Source organism: Endozoicomonas sp. NE40, from assembly GCF_040549045.1.
Taxonomy (GTDB): domain Bacteria; phylum Pseudomonadota; class Gammaproteobacteria; order Pseudomonadales; family Endozoicomonadaceae; genus Endozoicomonas_A; species Endozoicomonas_A lisbonensis.
The window spans coordinates 3697573-3713503 of record NZ_JBEWTB010000002.1; the positions used below are offsets into that span (position 1 = coordinate 3697573).

General features: G+C 47.3%; 19 protein-coding genes. 8 read left to right on the forward strand and 11 right to left on the reverse strand.

Going from position 1 to position 15931, the window contains the following annotated elements; genetic code table 11:
* Nucleotides 1–147 precede the first annotated feature (147 nt).
* A complete protein-coding gene (locus tag V5J35_RS17530; RefSeq protein WP_354011318.1) occupies nucleotides 148–894 on the forward strand; it encodes an SLC13 family permease in 747 nt (248 codons plus the stop codon).
* On the opposite strand, the gene V5J35_RS17535 is transcribed toward V5J35_RS17530, so the two are convergent.
* Together V5J35_RS17535 and V5J35_RS17540 are read right to left on the reverse strand one after the other, a co-directional pair.
* A complete protein-coding gene (locus tag V5J35_RS17535; RefSeq protein ID WP_354007956.1) occupies nucleotides 847–1890 on the reverse strand; it encodes a UPF0236 family transposase-like protein in 1044 nt (347 codons plus the stop codon). The genes V5J35_RS17530 and V5J35_RS17535 overlap by 48 nt on opposite strands.
* Nucleotides 1887–2153 (reverse strand): hypothetical protein, encoded by a 267-nt coding sequence (locus V5J35_RS17540; RefSeq protein WP_354007673.1) that lies wholly within the window; start codon nucleotides 2151–2153, stop codon nucleotides 1887–1889. The genes V5J35_RS17535 and V5J35_RS17540 overlap by 4 nt, the downstream gene beginning before the upstream one ends.
* 99 nt (nucleotides 2154–2252) lie before the next feature.
* Between V5J35_RS17540 and V5J35_RS17545 the strand changes: the two genes are divergently transcribed.
* Nucleotides 2253–3086 carry a DASS family sodium-coupled anion symporter gene (locus V5J35_RS17545; protein WP_354008387.1) on the forward strand — a complete coding sequence of 278 codons (834 nt, stop codon included), beginning with the start codon at nucleotides 2253–2255 and terminating at the stop codon, nucleotides 3084–3086.
* A gap of 321 nt (nucleotides 3087–3407) precedes the next feature.
* Here the strand turns inward: V5J35_RS17545 and V5J35_RS17550 are convergent, their stop codons facing one another.
* Nucleotides 3408–3605: a DUF2788 domain-containing protein gene (locus V5J35_RS17550; RefSeq protein WP_354008388.1), complete on the reverse strand. Its 198-nt coding sequence runs from the start codon at nucleotides 3603–3605 to the stop codon at nucleotides 3408–3410.
* A gap of 147 nt (nucleotides 3606–3752) precedes the next feature.
* Between V5J35_RS17550 and V5J35_RS17555 the strand changes: the two genes are divergently transcribed.
* Together V5J35_RS17555 and V5J35_RS17560 are read left to right on the forward strand one after the other, a co-directional pair.
* Nucleotides 3753–4115 (forward strand): hypothetical protein, encoded by a 363-nt coding sequence (locus V5J35_RS17555; RefSeq protein ID WP_262566479.1) that lies wholly within the window; start codon nucleotides 3753–3755, stop codon nucleotides 4113–4115.
* Between the two features lie 45 nt (nucleotides 4116–4160).
* Complete coding sequence (locus tag V5J35_RS17560; RefSeq protein ID WP_354008389.1) at nucleotides 4161–5306, forward strand: hypothetical protein; 1146 nt, start codon at nucleotides 4161–4163, stop codon at nucleotides 5304–5306.
* 38 nt (nucleotides 5307–5344) lie between these two features.
* Here V5J35_RS17560 and V5J35_RS17565 read toward each other — a convergent pair whose 3' ends face one another.
* The 5 genes from V5J35_RS17565 to V5J35_RS17585 form a co-directional block, all read right to left on the reverse strand.
* Nucleotides 5345–5953: a DUF416 family protein gene (locus V5J35_RS17565; RefSeq protein WP_354008390.1), complete on the reverse strand. Its 609-nt coding sequence runs from the start codon at nucleotides 5951–5953 to the stop codon at nucleotides 5345–5347.
* A 99-nt stretch (nucleotides 5954–6052) separates the two neighbouring features.
* Nucleotides 6053–6613 carry a hypothetical protein gene (locus V5J35_RS17570; protein WP_354008391.1) on the reverse strand — a complete coding sequence of 187 codons (561 nt, stop codon included), beginning with the start codon at nucleotides 6611–6613 and terminating at the stop codon, nucleotides 6053–6055.
* A 237-nt stretch (nucleotides 6614–6850) separates the two neighbouring features.
* Complete coding sequence (locus tag V5J35_RS17575; protein ID WP_354008392.1) at nucleotides 6851–7024, reverse strand: hypothetical protein; 174 nt, start codon at nucleotides 7022–7024, stop codon at nucleotides 6851–6853.
* A 27-nt stretch (nucleotides 7025–7051) separates the two neighbouring features.
* On the reverse strand, nucleotides 7052–7618 hold the full coding sequence (gene efpL / locus V5J35_RS17580; RefSeq protein WP_354008393.1) for an elongation factor P-like protein EfpL: 567 nt from the start codon (nucleotides 7616–7618) through the stop codon (nucleotides 7052–7054).
* Nucleotides 7619–7716: 98 nt separating this feature from the next.
* On the reverse strand, nucleotides 7717–8121 hold the full coding sequence (locus V5J35_RS17585; RefSeq protein WP_354008394.1) for a DUF3301 domain-containing protein: 405 nt from the start codon (nucleotides 8119–8121) through the stop codon (nucleotides 7717–7719).
* A gap of 207 nt (nucleotides 8122–8328) precedes the next feature.
* Here V5J35_RS17585 and V5J35_RS17590 point away from each other — a divergent pair, with 207 nt between their 5' ends.
* A complete protein-coding gene (locus V5J35_RS17590) occupies nucleotides 8329–9843 on the forward strand; it encodes a sulfatase family protein (RefSeq protein WP_354008395.1) in 1515 nt (504 codons plus the stop codon).
* A 169-nt stretch (nucleotides 9844–10012) separates the two neighbouring features.
* Here the strand turns inward: V5J35_RS17590 and V5J35_RS17595 are convergent, their stop codons facing one another.
* Nucleotides 10013–10201: a hypothetical protein gene (locus tag V5J35_RS17595; protein WP_354008396.1), complete on the reverse strand. Its 189-nt coding sequence runs from the start codon at nucleotides 10199–10201 to the stop codon at nucleotides 10013–10015.
* 304 nt (nucleotides 10202–10505) lie between these two features.
* Here V5J35_RS17595 and ald point away from each other — a divergent pair, with 304 nt between their 5' ends.
* Nucleotides 10506–11627, forward strand: coding sequence for an alanine dehydrogenase (ald, locus tag V5J35_RS17600; protein WP_354008397.1), 1122 nt, complete (start codon nucleotides 10506–10508; stop codon nucleotides 11625–11627).
* 117 nt (nucleotides 11628–11744) lie between these two features.
* Nucleotides 11745–12245 carry a GNAT family N-acetyltransferase gene (locus V5J35_RS17605; RefSeq protein WP_354008398.1) on the forward strand — a complete coding sequence of 167 codons (501 nt, stop codon included), beginning with the start codon at nucleotides 11745–11747 and terminating at the stop codon, nucleotides 12243–12245.
* On the opposite strand, the gene V5J35_RS17610 is transcribed toward V5J35_RS17605, so the two are convergent.
* The gene (locus tag V5J35_RS17610; protein ID WP_354008399.1) at nucleotides 12222–13070 is read right to left on the reverse strand and encodes a DUF4922 domain-containing protein; all 849 of its coding nucleotides are present in this window, start codon (nucleotides 13068–13070) and stop codon (nucleotides 12222–12224) included. The two genes, V5J35_RS17605 and V5J35_RS17610, sit on opposite strands and share 24 nt — an antisense overlap.
* Before the next feature lie 205 nt (nucleotides 13071–13275).
* On the opposite strand from V5J35_RS17610, the gene V5J35_RS17615 reads away from it, so the two are divergent.
* A complete protein-coding gene (locus tag V5J35_RS17615; protein WP_354008400.1) occupies nucleotides 13276–13851 on the forward strand; it encodes a hemerythrin domain-containing protein in 576 nt (191 codons plus the stop codon).
* A 9-nt stretch (nucleotides 13852–13860) separates the two neighbouring features.
* Here the strand turns inward: V5J35_RS17615 and V5J35_RS17620 are convergent, their stop codons facing one another.
* Nucleotides 13861–15807, reverse strand: coding sequence for an acetoacetate--CoA ligase (locus tag V5J35_RS17620; protein WP_354008401.1), 1947 nt, complete (start codon nucleotides 15805–15807; stop codon nucleotides 13861–13863).
* Between the last annotated feature and the right edge of the window lie 124 nt (nucleotides 15808–15931).

Sequence of the window (15931 nt, forward strand, 5' to 3'; positions counted from 1 at the left end):
GGAGGATTATATTGCTGTTGTTTAAAATCAGCTATTGCGTGAAAGCAAAATCTTCAGGAAATGTCCATTAAGGAGAATGGATTAAGTCTTTATTTGAATAAATATTCAGAACACGAATCTGAACTACACTGAAGTCTTGAAATCATGATGAGCCAGTCAACAGGGTGTTTTTCCTGGCTGGATAACAAAACGAAAAATTCAGGACGGGGGTTAGTGTTGGGTGCTTTAAATTCTTCCGGTAATCGCTCTATTTTAACTCAGCCAGCCTTGTTGTTGCGCTATTGTGTCCCTTTGCTTTTTGGAGTGTTTCTCTGGAATCTTCCAGCTCCGGAAGCTATGGATATCAGGGGCTGGCAAATGATGACCATTTTTCTGAGTACCCTGCTCGGAGTGATGGTGATGCCTTTGCCCATGTCTGCGGTCACTTTTTTTGGTATGGCTGCACTGGGGCTTACTCAGACCCTGACTTTGAAACAGGCGTTGTCTGGCTACAGTGAACCCATTACCTGGCTGATTGTGCTGGCGTTTTTCATTTCCAACGGTTTTATTAAAACGGGTCTGGGACTGCGAATAGCGTTTTGCTTTATGCGGTTGCTGGGGAAAAAGACGATCACGCTTGGTTATGGTGTGGCGCTGACGGATGCCGTACTGGCACCTGCTATGCCCAGCCAGACGGCCAGAGCCGGTGCTGTGGTTTACCCGATTATGCGCTCAATAGCCGAGGTGTATGACAGCTACCCCGGTAATCCTTCTGCCAGAAGAATGGGTACTTTTTTAACACTGGTGGTGTTCCATGCCAATGCAATAACCAGCGGTATGTTTCTTACGGGTGCAATTAAAAGTGTTCTATCCAGTGGCTTTCCAGTACTTATTCCAGTCACCATTAGCCCTTAAAGTTCTAAGGTTCAACATATCGTGAGCATGCTCTGGTTTCCACCATGCTCCGGGAAGTTTCAACCGGGTTTGAACAACAGAACGATTGGAGCTCTCTATTTCACCTGAACCGATAGGCAAATTGGCAGCTTCTGCCGCCTGATAATCAAATTGTCCGGGACGATTCCTGATATAGCGATGACACTCTTCCGATTTGTTGGCTTCCTTTCCAACCTTACCGTTACGATAAGGCTCAAGCTCTGCCAGAACTCTCTCTGACTCACCTGCTTTCATTCTTGTTTTTTGTTCATCAGTCCATTTTTTACGGGCTTTTTCATCTTTTCCAATGCACTCTTTAGCAGCATCTGCGATGTACTCACAAAGGTGATAGTAATCCACCAGAAAACTTCCCTGAGATGCGAATACGCGGTCTGCCTGGCTGGCAATCCACTTAGCCCCATCACTTACACAATGAATAGATGACTGCCGATTCAAACCTTGCTCAATAGCGCAACTCAACCACTGATCGCCTGCTTCACCGGGCTCTCCCATAACTACACGATGTCGCTTATCGCAACTTCCTTGTTCATAAACCAAGCAAAGCTTGGCCTCTTGCCAGTCAACTTTTCTGGCCTTGCGCTTGTCGCCTTCAGCTTCTTCATCAAAAAGAACCACTGGAATCATGCTGCCGTCCATTTCACCAATCAGCTGCTTGCCTTCTCCTACACATTCCTGACAATTTTTCAGGGAAGCTTTAGATTGCTCACTCATGCAGCGGGCGTGACCCAGGGTAATGGCTCGTACTGATGACTCAGGTACGATAACGCCATAATGCTCTTCCATTTTCTGTGAAGCTGTTGCAAAAGAACTGTCTGATGCAAAATCCACCAATCGCCGTTGTAACGGTAAAGAGTAGTCACGACAGTGGATATGGGCATTCTCGGAAAAAGGGCGTATACGATGCCCTGCAACGGTCAAGCATCGCTCACAGAGACGAACTTTGCCGTAAGTGGTCATCCAGTGGAGGTCTTTTTTTTAGTATTTGATTCAGAGTGAAGATCGTGGGCCTCTTCAAACTTTTGCTTCTCTTTATGGGCTCCCCAGTCCGTCAGAAGCTCATTCCCCAGTTCTTTAAGGTTTTCAATGACAGCTTCCTCTGCTTCATCAGCCCGGTCAAGATGACCGGACTTGGCTTCTACCAGACTGATCAATTCAGATACTCTTTTTTCAAGCTCTGGATGGGCAGCAAGTTTTTCCGCAAGGGTTTTGGAAGTAGACATGGAACGCATCGGGTGAAAAATGAACTCTTAGCATTATGGCCAAGTTCTGGGAAATTGCTGACCGGGGAACACTTTTAATTGCACCCGTTTCTTACTGCTATGGCTGGGAATCCGCTGGTCGTGAAGCTGGCAGGTGATCAGGGTGTTGATATTACCTGGGCATCCTGGGCTATTGGATCGATTGTTCCGGGTTTGATCTGTCTGGCTCTCATGCCTGTCCTGCTTTACAGAATTTCACCTCCCCAATTAAGGGAAACCCCAAAAGCCGTTGAAATGGCAAAAGAGAAATTACACGAGTTTGGCAGCTTCAAGCGGGATGAATGGATTATGGCAGGCACCTTTATGGTTTTGCTGGTGTTCTGGGTAACGGGGCGTTATCTCGGACTTTCTGCTTCGCTGGTGGCCCTGTGTGGAGTGTGCATACTGTTGCTGTCGGGTGTACTCAACTGGGATGAAATAAAAGGTGATAAAGGTGCCTGGGATACCATGATCTGGTTCGGTGCTTTTGTCACTATGGCTCACTATTTGAGTGAGTTTGGAGTGGTTTCGTATCTCAGCAGTTTTATCAGCGTATGGTTTGAAGGTTTGCCTGTCTGGCTCAGCCTGGTTTCAATCAGTGTGGTCTATTACTTTGCTCATTACTTTTTTGCATCAACGACGGCTCAGATCAGTGCTATGTATGCCAGTTTTCTGATTATCATGATCAGCGCCGGCATTCACCCGGCAGGTGCTGCCCTGATACTGGCGTACCTGAGCAGTAATTGTGCGGTTGTGACACATTATGGCAATGGGCCTTCCCCGATTTTGTTTGGCGCTGGATATGTTCCACTGACTACCTGGTGGAAAGCTGGCTTTCTGATGAGCCTGGTTTATCTGACGATCTGGCTTACGGTAGGAACTACCTGGATGAAATGGCTGGGTTATTTTGGATGAGTTTGTTACAAAACAGAGTTGGTGCCGTGACCAGATTGGTAAAAATACGAACAGGCGCTGTTGTCTGGGTGGCTTTTTGTGGGTGTTTGTCAGATTGTGTTGAAACTTGGCGTATATCTACGGATTAATGAAATTGTCAGAACGTTCAGAATAGCAGACAGATAAGCTGCTATGTTTCTTATCTCTTGTCATGGAGTGCTGATGTACTCAACGGTAAGTCTGTCTGTTTGACTTGCTGACTTGTCATGTTCGTTCTTCTATTCTGGCCCGGGTCAATGTTTTGACCCGGGCTTTTTTTTAAGTTTTCCCAGCAGACAACTGTCAGCCAATCGAACGCATAAGTACTCCTTTGATAAGAAACCCCAGCACACCTAAGCATAGTGCTCCAAATAAAACAAAGGTACCGAACTTGCCGGCTTTGGACTTTTTTGACAGGTCGTAAACGATAAACCCCATAAATAAAATAAGCCCTGTGAGCAGGGTTTTCAGCATCAGGGACTCAAAACTTTCTATATCCATTACGGCACACTCTGTTGTTTATTATTCTGCATCTGCAGCCTTCTGCTGGAGTGATTTTAGCTGCTCATGCCTGACGGGTGAATGTTTGTATGAAATCTGTCTAAACTGAAAATTAGCAACTTTCATGGACTTTTATGGAGAGAGGGAATGGCATCCCGCATCCGTCTGGTAGACATTACCAAGCTCAGCAAGTCATCCTGGCTTGTGCAGAAAGAATCAGAAGCAGTTCTCAATCAAGCGAATAGAAGTATGAAGCAGCAGGCTGAATTTATGGAAAATGTCGGCCTGGACCGCAAGGCGCTCAGAGATTTCATAAACAGCGACCGCTGGACAGTTAAACAGAGACATAAAGCCCGTCAGGAACTGATTCGCTTCAGCGAAGAGCTGAAACAGGATATGTCTGAGCAGGCTTCTGAAAAGCGCAGAGAAATCCGTCTGGCTAACAACCTTCTTAAGCCCAAACGCAAGAGCAAGCCGTCTGTCCGGAGGCGCCGTACCGGATTTGTATAAAGAAAAGGCATGCAGATCTGTTAATACAGCAAGGATGCGAGCAGCATGAGTAATGTTAATGGCGTAGATAATAGTAATATTTCGTTTCAGCCGCTTGATCCGGCTGAACTGAGTCAGCAGGACTTTATTGCAGCCGTGTATCTTGAACGAGGCAGTATGCTCGATGGCGAAGTACGCAGAATCGCCAAAGATATAGAAACGTCCAACAATCTGTTGCACTCCGTTAATACAATGGTTAATAAGGCTAATATCGCTCAGTACAACGACAGTAATTATGCTAATCCAACCTGGACGGTAAATGGCAAGAATATCGTACTGGACAATGGGTACGGGCTGGGGTTTCAGACGGATGATGATGGAAATACTTCGTTTACGCTGGTGGATGCTGAAGGCAATCAACTGATTTATAAAGATAAGGCCCTGATTCCAGTGCCAACAGGGGGCAGTGTTGACGCCAGTGAAGTTGGTATCCCTGTTATGAACGATATGACAATGGTTCTGGATGACGGTACTGAAATTACCTTTGATACGGGAGCCCCCGCTACGGCTTTTGACACCAGCGACTTTTCCGGTGGCCTGGCCGATATCCAGAAGATCACTATTAAGCGCGGTAATCAGGGGATGACCATTAATGATGTCAACACGGCCGATCCAAAGATTGTAGCTGCAGCGTTAAATGGCAGTGCGCTGGATACTCTGGATAATGACGGTTATATCCTGCTGGAGGCGGGAGGGCTGGACTCCTGGGAATACGATGGTGTTAAAGTTGCCAGTATGACCCAGACTAACCCCAATGATGCAAATGCCCAGGTCAGTGGATACGCAGCCCGTAAACTTGCTTTTCAAAACACGCTTAATAACGAGTACAGTGGTGTTACACCTTCATTGACAAAAGAAGAGAAAGATATCCTGGCTAACATCCTGAAAATTTCAATTAAGAAAGATGATGGCAAAGGCAACCTGGTTGCGCAGGACTGGGCAACAATAAGGGGTGACCTGACACCGCAGGAATGGGGTTTCCTTAAGACTGACCTGCTGGCAGCCAAGGAGAACCTGACCGGCAGTAACCAGCTGCAGACTGTTCAGCTGCAAAGAGCAATGCAATCGCATAATCAGAATTATGATGCCATGTCCAATGCAGAGAACAGAATTTACAGCCTGCTAAGGGATATTGTGAACAATATCAAATAGACGTTTAGGGTCTGTTTATTCAGCCACTAGTTCAGCAATTAGTCCAGCGATATTCCGAGCTGGCTGATACCATTATTCTGAGCCTGCGCCCTGATTTCTTTCATAAAATCGGGGTTTTGTTTTTTCTGGGTTTCCAACCTGTTAAGGATGTCATCCAGAAAGCCCAGGTGCTGTTTGTAGAGGTCGTGCTCTTCAATATACTGTGCCAGCTCAGTGCCGTTTAAATCAGGTACTTCTGCATAGCGAATAAATTTTCCGATAGTACTGAGAGAAAGTGTGAGAGCGCTGGCTGCTTCATCTGTGCTGGGCATCATGGCACAGCTGATGGCGCAGTTAATACTGACGATAGTGTCCAGAGCGGGCTGGACGCCAAACATATCGTAATCATCGGGATTGGGCGTATTGTCGTCTATTTTTTCCAGCAGTCGTTCAAAATTTTTGGCGGACTGATACCCGGCAATATTATCCCATAGCATGTTCAGACAGTGCCTGACGGTTGAGCGGTCGCCAAATTCAGCCAGCTCAGAGAATAATGCAAAATTTGGCCATGCTCTTTCAGTGACGATTGTGGCAGCCGCAGTGAGTTTCCAGTCAGAGAATGACTCGATCCTGTCACGGAACAGGGCATACTGCTTATGTGTATTCAAGGTGACTTCCTGCTGTTGAATCAGGGGGCGTATTGTATCAGGAGAAGTGGGGATGGGTACTTGTCAGATAAAAAAGTGGGGGCTTTCCGGGCAGCCTGCTCAAAGAGCCCATTTGAAGTTGACAGTAATGGAGTCAAGTTTGTAATCAGAATTGAGCTCAATTTTGGAATTGTCCATCAGGCAGCTTTCTGCTTTTAATTTGCCGCTGAATTCAACCTTTCCGCATTTGCCAAAGTCGAAACGAGCTTTTTCCTTAATGTATTCAACCCGTTCTTTCAGAGGTTTGGCAAACCCTATTGCATCGAGTCCAAGATAGGCGGCACTGGCTGCGGCATCGCTGCTCAGTTTTTTAGGATCTTTAAAGGCTTTATAAACAAATTGACTGATTTTTTTCTGAGTAAACGGATTTGACTTGCTTTCGACATCAAGCTTCGGCATGTCTTTCTGTCGTTTAGTGGAAAAAAGCAATTGAGATGCAGGAGGTGTGTAAGAGTCCACATGCGCTACATCGTTTGAATACTGGTTCAGGTATTTTGTGTAGCTGATGGTCGTGTTGGTATCAGGGGTTTCAGCCCAGACAGCAGGGGTGATCGCAAGTATCAGCAGCCGCTTCAGCGATCGACAGATAAGATGACATTGAATTGATTTGCGTCCATCCATGGTGTCTATCCTTCCCTGACGTCTATCCATTAACGCCAATAAATATATTGCCAGTCGGTACACCATGCTGGCAAGGAAATAACCTCTATCTGATTAGTTAAGCATGCGGTTTGGTGAACTTCTAACTCGATTCCACCATATAACAATTAAATCTAAAGTTAAAAAAAACTTATTATCATAGGAGATTAGCCATCATATAAGCCGAATGAACATGACGGATAAAATACAATTTATCTTTTAATTCATTTCAGGTGTTTTTGTGCTTTGCTCTGTCGATAAACTTAAATCTATACAAAAAACTGCTGTGTAGAGGTTTATCGGATGGGATTTGATGATCTTGAATAGATGGCGGAACACTAAGCCGGGGATGATAAACTCGATACCGGTTTGACAGGCAGCAAAGCGATTCATAGCAATCGCCTGCTGCTGGCTGATTTATCAGGCTCTGGACATATACTTGCCCGTTTCAGTGTTTACTTTGATCACTTCACCAATGCTCAAATACTCAGGTACCTGAACTTCAAGGCCCGTACTCAGCTGGGCAGGCTTGGTTCTGGCAGCGGCTGATGCGCCTTTGATGGCCGGAGATGTGTCGACAATTTCCAGGGCAATGGAAGCCGGTAGTTCAATAGCCAGCAATTGCCCCTCGACAAGCAGGGCCGTCAGACCTTCCATTCCATCACTCAGGTACAGAAGCTGGTCTTCAATCGTGCTGCTGTTGACCAGGTATTGGGAATAATCTTCTGAATCCATAAACGTGTATTCATCGCCTTCCTTATATAAGAAGGAAACAGTACGCCTTTGCAGGTCGACATCAGTGAACTGATCATCACCTGTACAGGTCTGCTCCAGCTTTTGTCCACCAGGGACTGAAGAAAAGCGTATTTTATAGAGCGTTGACGCGCCACGGGCAGAAGGGCTTTTGGTTTCAATCTGGCGTACCAGGTAGTACTGACGGTCAATCTGAACAATCTGACCCTTTTTCAGTTCTCTTGCGTAACTCATACAGCAAGTCCTTCAAGATGATTAAGTGCGGGCATTCTATCAGAGACCGCTGTTGGACGAGAGCGGTTGACTATCTGAAAGCATGAATGTCGACAAAATTAATGTTTCTGGTCCGGGAACTGAATCACGTTACCAGACTCGACGTTTTTTTCTTTTCTATAGGAAGCCGAAAGAATAACGTTGGTATCATGCTCTGTGGATTGATCAGGAGACTGAATATCCATCATCTGCAGTCTGGAGCCCAGCAGGCGAATATGTCCGGGGTATCGGCGAATGCCATCCGGCGTAAATTCAAAGCTGAAATCCCGCGCCAGACACATCTGCCCATCGGGTCCTCTTCGGGGCCTGGTTTTATAACGTACGACGGTACCGTCCAGAAACTGAAGGTTCATATCCCGGCAGGCTCTTTTACCATGAGTGATGGCAACTTCACGGGCTTTGGAAGTGTCTGACCAGTACCAGAAGGCGAGTGCTGCAGGGATTATCCAGATTACAGTGTCCATCAAAAGCATAGAAATAGAACTTAAAAAATTGTCGAAAATTGTTGAAAAAAAGCGATTTAGATCAATAACTTTGTCGAAATAGTGAAAAATACCTAACGAGATCGGTTTTTATACCCGATATAGTCAGCCCGCTGAACACAGTCAACCTTTAGGTAACTCAACTTCACACAAGCGTGTGATGATAAACAGAATATCATTGGAAGAATCATGAAGAAATGCACCTCCCTGCTGGCGGCAGGCTGTTTTGCCGCTAGTGGCTTAGTGTGGGCGGAAAGCGCACCCGTCAATGTTATGCTGATCACAGCAGATGACCTTGGTTATGAAGCCTATAGCCTGTTCGACAATGAACTCCCTAATTTGACCCCGAATATGGATCGCTTTGCCAGAAAAGGTGTCCAGTTTGCCAATGCCCATGTAAACCACTCTATCTGTATGCCAAGTCGTTCCGTTATGGCAACGGGTATGTACAGCTCGTCTTCCGGGATGATGGGTTTCATGAACATGAAAGAGAAAAACCCAACGGTTATGAGCGTGCTGGCTGATAATGGCTACCGTACCGGGGTACTCGGCAAGGTGACTCATTCAACGCCTGATCTGGACTTTAGCTGGGACTATTCATACGACGCAGACGACCTGGGCTCTGGTCGTTCTCCTGAACTCTACTATCAGAGAACCAAAACCTTCATTAAAGAGAGCAAGAAAGCGGGGCAGCCATTTTATCTGATGGTCAACTCCCACGACCCGCATCGTGTATTCCATGATCCTGAAGATGAGCGGCTCGATGGTGAAGAAATTCCTTCACAACTGTATCAGCCGGATCAGGTGACAGTGCCTTCTTATTTGCCTGACTATCCAGAAGTAAGACTTGACCTTTCTCATTATTACAACTCGGTTCGACGTCTGGACGATACTTTCGGCCGGGTAATGGAAGCTCTGGAGGAAACAGGCCAGACAGAAAATACCCTGGTTATGTTCGTATCCGACAATGGTTCCCCATTCCCGTTTGCAAAAGCGAACACTTACCTTGCCAGCACCAGAACACCACTGCTGGTTCAGTGGCCTGGCGGCAACCTGAAAAACGGTAAGACCGATGTAGAGCACATGGTATCCACCGTTGACCTGATGCCTACTATTCTGGATGCGGCAGGTATTGATGTGCCGGGCAATGTAGACGGCACTTCTTTCCTGCCAGTACTGCGTGGTGAGAAGCAGGAAGGCCGTGGCTATATTTTTGCCCAGATCGACTACAAAATCGGAGGTCCTGCGACCCCGATGCGAGCTGTACAAAGTAAACACTATGGCTACATCTTCAATCCATTTACCGGCTTCTCTGAGTTCCGTGTAGGTTACGACCGGGAAACCATTGACCTGATGATGGAGTCTGGTGATAAAAAGCAGGTTGAACGGGCAGAAATGTTCCGCAAGCGTGTGCTGGAAGAGTTTTACGATCTGGAAAACGATCCGGGTAACGTGAATAACCTGATTGATCATCCTGACTATCAGGACATCATCAAGGAGTATCGCAGCGAGCTGGAATCCTGGATGCAGGGAACTGAAGATCCGGTGCTGGACATTTTTCAGGCTCGTAAGAACCCTGAAAAGGTGCTGAAGATGATGGAAACCCATTATCCCTCGCGTCAATCCCTGATGCCTGAGGCTCAGCTGGAAGCGAACAGAGCTCGTCAACGGGAAGCTCGAGCCCGCCGTCGTCAGCAAAACTAACGTTCTGAGCTGAAAGAAGTTATTTAAACCTTCGGTGTCGTTTACCTTCCAGTAACTGCGCCGAAGGCTAAAACTGAGATCAGATAATTTTTATTGTGTTTAATAGAAAAACAGAATTTTCCAATGTGATAAAACTTGTTAAATTTGTTGCGTGTTAACTTTTGTTGTTTTAGTGCAGATGTCTTGGATTAGACGGCTTACCCTTCGGTTTCCCGTCCTGATCAATCAGCTTGTCACGAGCGTCAACACGATAAATATGACGCAGGTACTGAGCTTTAAGATCATTGCTGTCTAATGTTTGTTTTACTTCCACACCTACACGCTGTAGGTATTCAAGCATAAATGCGGGGTCTGGCACTGCAGCCTCCAGGGCTAACCTGTCTTGTATAATTCGAGCGTAGAATATCACTCCTCTGTTAAGGTTTTTTGACCTGAAGCACCTTTTTGCATGCTATTTTCATAAATTTACAGCACCAGTTGTTGTATAAAGAAGTGTAATCGTTGTGAAAGTGCGGCTGACAAAAGTTCCTTGGTGAATAACTCTGTTGTTTTTTGTTTGTTTGGAGTTAATTGTCGACAAGTGCTTATAAACGAAATAAACATCTAACAAGAATCATTATACTTAAATATAAGACTGAATTTTCTACTGAGAGGAGCATATTATGCTGGTTGGAGTGCCTAAGGAAATAAAAAATCATGAATACCGTGTTGGACTGACACCGGCTTCTGTTAAAGAGCTGGTAGAACACGGACATGGTGTTTATGTCCAGAAAAACGCAGGAGATGGTGTAGGTTTCAGTGATCAGGATTACGTCGATGCAGGTGCAATCATTCTGGAAACTGCTGATGAAGTGTTCACTAAAGCCGAGATGATCGTCAAGGTTAAAGAACCTCTGGCTGAAGAGCGCGCCCGCCTGCGTCCGGATCACACACTGTTTACCTATCTGCATCTTGCTCCGGATGAAGCACAGACGCAGGACCTGATTCACTCCGGTGCTACCTGTATTGCCTATGAGACAGTCACCGACAAAAATGGCCGTCTGCCTCTGCTTGCTCCCATGTCAGAAGTCGCTGGTCGCATGTCCATTCAGGCTGGAGCCCACTGTCTGGAGAAGTCCATGTCAGGTCGTGGCCTTTTGTTGGGGGGCGTACCCGGTGTTGAATCCGCTAAAGTGGTCATCATCGGTGGCGGTGTTGTCGGACAGAACGCAGCAGCCATGGCGGTAGGTATGGGCGCAGAAGTCGTTATTCTGGATCGTTCAGTTGAAGTGCTGTGTAAACTGGATGAGCAGTACGGCAACCGGGTACGTACTGTCTATTCAACATCGCACGCTATTAATGATCATGTCACGACAGCGGATCTGGTTATTGGGGGAGTACTGTTGCCAGGTGCTGCAGCACCCAAGCTGATTACCCGGGATATGATCAGCAAGATGAAAAAAGGCTCCGTTATCGTTGACGTTGCCATTGATCAGGGTGGATGTGCAGAAACAGCCGTTGCAACGACTCACGATGAACCGACATTTATTGTCGACGATGTTGTACATTACTGTGTTGCTAACATGCCGGGAGCAGTGGCACGCACATCAACGCTGGCACTGAATAACGCAACCCTGCCTTATGTATTACAGCTTGCGGACAAAGGGCCTCGACAGGCACTGGAAGAAAATCCACACCTTCTTGAAGGGCTGAATGTGTGCAAGGGCGTTGTTACCTGCCAGTCCGTTGCCGACGCTCAAAATCTGCCTTACCGTCCAGCAGCAGAAATGCTGACCGAGCTGTAATAGGTATAAATCCCTGCCTTTCCTTCTGCTATAAGCTGCGCTCACCCTCTCGGTGGCGCGGCTTTTTTTATTTTGATCTGATACATTTGCCATTTTTAACGATCAGGAAATACTGCAGTGATTGAATGGGAATGGTGTCATTATGAAACACTTAGTCTGAACCAGTTGTATGAGATTCTGGCAGTACGGCAGTCAGTCTTTGTCGTAGAACAGAACTGCGCTTATCAGGATGCAGATGGTCTGGATCAGGTGGCATATCACCTGATGGGCTGGGCTTTCAACGACGATGGACGTAAAGCCCTGGCTGCCTATGCCCGCGTTATTCCACCGGAAGTCGTAAAGCCGGAACTGGCAATAGGCCGAGTTATTACTGCTGAAGCTTTTCGGGGACAGGGTTTAGGACGCGCCCTCCTTGCTGAAGCGGTCCGGCTCTCTGAAGAAACCTTTCCTGACAGTGATATTTATCTCAGCGCCCAGGCTCATCTGCAAAGCTACTATGGGGGCTGTGGCTTTGTGGCATCGGGGGAGTTATACGATGAAGACGGTATCCCCCATATTGCCATGTTCAGACGGAAACATCGTCAGCAACCAGTGTCAGGTACAAACCTCAGCCAGTAACCTGTTGCCGCCCAGGGATTGCACCGTATCAAGCTGCTCGTCGTTTTTAACCATTATAAGCCCGGCAAACCCAAGGGCATTGACTGATATACCCTGATAACGATCACGGGTTCTGGGAATCATCATCATCCAGTGGTCGGTCATCAGAAGGTTATACGGGGCTGGGTGCTGCCCGGCCGGTTTGCCGGGATTAAGCTGGCTGATCATGGAGAGATAAAGTTTATAAACCTGTTCTGCTGTTTTTCCGGCAATATCGACCGTCAGGTTTGGAAAAGGAAGCGCCGGCAGGCGCTCTGGATTCTGGCTGATACGCTTCAGGGCTGCATCAACAGGCAGGGTGGCGGGTTGGGGAAATGCCTGAAAGTGCCGATGAGGCTGGCTGGCTCCCGCTTCCATACCACTGTTATAAAAAGCCAGCATCGGGAATGAACCCATGACCTGTAATATGGCATGAAACTCTTTTTCACCCAGCAATGTTTCCTGGGCTTCAAACTCTGGTGTAACCACCAGAAGATGATGATCCACCACATTGAATTTATTAAGCAGAACCACATGACCAGCTTGTAAATGGCAGATGTACAGTGCCTGCTCATAAGGAAGAAAAGGGTTTTTGCCTGTGTTTTTAGCGAACTTGTGGGAAGGTTTTTTGCGCAGGCTCGATAGCTTTCTGACTTCAAAAGGGATAGCTCCGGAAAGAGTGCCGGAAAGCGTGAACAGTTCTGTAGAAAGCGATTGCAGAGAGCCATTATCCAGGGCCGCCTGACTGGTTTCGAGCAGCCACTGCTTCAGCTCAGATGCCTGAAAAAAACGTTTGTTGTCGTTCATAGGGTCAATAGTCTTTATGGTTCCAGCTGAACCTTATAGATCAATCAGCCAGGTGTTTGAAATTGATATAAGTCAAAGTATCAGAGACAGACACTTTTCGAACACAGCATGATACAAGTACCCTAACAACAATAATAACCATGAGTTTTGGATATCTTTTTATCCAGGCACTGATAAAAAGCTGTCCTTCACAAGGGGGAGTACTATGTCGATGTTGATCGATAGAATTATAAAAGATCATGAACACCTGACACGTTTGCTGGTTTGTCTGGACAGGGAAATCTCAAAGTACAAGGAAGGGGCAACCCGTCGACCCAGGCTATCGGTGATTATTGATGCACTGGATTATCTCCATAACTACCCTGACAGTTTTCATCATCCACTTGAATCACGGCTGCTGGCAAAATTACGTCCCAGAATCACGGATAGCGAACTGCGGGAGAAGCTGGAAGTTATTGAAGACCAGCACGTTGAGATCAATCAGTTGACCAATAATCTTATTGATCGCTTCCAGTCCATACAGAATGACCAGATAGTGCCTATTGATGCACTTCTGGCAGATTACCAGCGCTATGCTGAGCTGCAGATTAATCACCTCAAGCTGGAAAACACCTGCATGATCCCAGCCATGAAAGCACTGTTAACAGAGGAGGACGTTGCAGCGGTCACATCCGCACTGAATGGCAACCCAGACCCTCTGTTTGGTGCGCATCTCTGGGATTCTTACGAAAATCTTTACCAGTTTGTTATTGGTACTGAGAAAGAACAGATCGCTGTCTGACCTTTGTTATTAACCCAGCTCTGCCCTATTCCGGAAGTACTCCAAAGCTTCCGGGTTGGCCAGTGCTTCGGTATTGGCAACGGTTTTTCCGTGGACAACATCCCTGACTGCCAGCTCAACAATTTTGCCGCTGATGGTTCTGGGAATGTCTGGCACCTGCAATATAACGGCTGGCACATGCCTGGGTGTTGTATTGCTGCGGACAGTCATTTTAATGGTTTTAATTAATTCATCACTGAGCTGCAGGCCGGGGCGAAGCTTAACGAACAATACGACACGAACATCGTTGTCCCACTCCTGCCCTATGGCAATACTTTCCAGAACGGCTTCAACCTTCTCGACCTGTCGATAGATTTCTGCTGTACCTATCCGGACACCACCCGGATTTAAAACCGCGTCGGCACGACCATGGATCACAATGCCGCCGGACTGTCTGAGTTCGCCATAATCACCATGAGCCCAGACATCGGGGAAGCGATTAAAATAAGCGTTCCGGTAGCGGCTTCCATCCGGGTCATTCCAGAAGCCAACCGGCATGCTGGGAAAGCTGGACTGACAGGTCAACTCACCTTTTTCGTCTGTGAGGGCTTGCCCTTCGTTATTGACAAACTGCACATCCATGCCCAGTCCCCGACATTGCAACTCACCCCTGATAACAGGCAGCGTCGGGTTGCCCAGGGCAAAGCAGGAAACGATATCTGTGCCGCCTGATATGGATGAAAGGCATACGTCGTTTTTCACAGAACGGTAGACATAGTCAAAACTCTCATGGAGCAAGGGGGAGCCAGTCGACAGAATGGCTTTCAAGTGGCTAAGGTCATGGGTTTCATCCGGTTTTTCACCCGCCTTTTCCAGTGCGGCTATGTACTTTGCACTGGTTCCAAACACACTGACCTGTTCTTCTTCCAGTAAATCAATCAGTGCGGAAGGTTTTGGGAAAAAAGGAGAGCCGTCGTATAGGATCAGAGTCGCACCCAGGGCCAGGGAAGACACCATCCAGTTCCACATCATCCAGCCACAGGTTGTGAAATAGAAAAGACTGTCAGTGGACTTGAGATTGGTATGCAGCCCCAGCTCTTTCAGGTGTTGCAACAGCGTACCGCCATGACCATGAACAATGCATTTGGGAACACCGGTGGTACCCGAGGAATACATAATAAACAGTGGGTCATTAAATGCGACAGGCTCGAAGTGAACCCCATGGCTGCCTTGTGCGGCAAACGTGGAATACAGTACCGTATCCGGTAACGCAGAAAAGTCAGGTTCAGGCTCCATAAAAGGTACCAGTACCGTCAGCTGAAGCTCTGGAATGGCCTGCTGAATAGCGGCTACCTTGTCTTTGCAGTCTATGACTTTGCCGCCATAGAAGTAACCGTCACAGGCCAGAAGCAATTTGGGCTCTATCTGTCCGAAACGATCAAGCACACCCTGAAGGCCAAAGTCGGGAGAGCAGGAAGACCAGATAGCTCCCAATGCTGTGGTGGCCAGCATCATGATGATGGTTTCCGGGCAGTTTGGCATAAAGGCAGCAACCCGGTCACCTTTCCTGACGCCCTGTTGAACCAACCCGCTCTGGGCTGCAGAAACCGCCTGATAAAGTGCCTGCCAGGTCAGGGACTCCCTCCGTCCTGTCTCGCCCCGGAAGATAATGGCTGGGCGGTCAGACTCCCTGTGCCGTAACAGGTGTTCAGCATAGTTCAGGGTACTGCCGGGAAACCAGTCGGCACCGGGCATGGCGTCGTTTGCCAGAATGGTCTGTGGGGGTTCATGGAACATGACCTGAAAGTAATCGGCGACCAGTTCCCAGAAAGACGCTCGTTCAGAAACACTCCACTGATAAAGGTGGTTGTAATCCGGGAAAGTCTGACCAGTCCTGAGCCGGGCCGCCTGACTGAAAGCCTGCAGGTTTGAGGGGTTGATCGTCTGTTCTGAAGGGGTCCAGAGTACCTGAGTCATAACCGAAGATTCCTGTTTTATTATTCTCACCAGCTACGGGATCCATAGTTCTATAAAAGCTCTATAAAAGTTCCATAAATGTAGCTGGCATTTTTCAGGTGATCACGGTTTATCATGACACAGT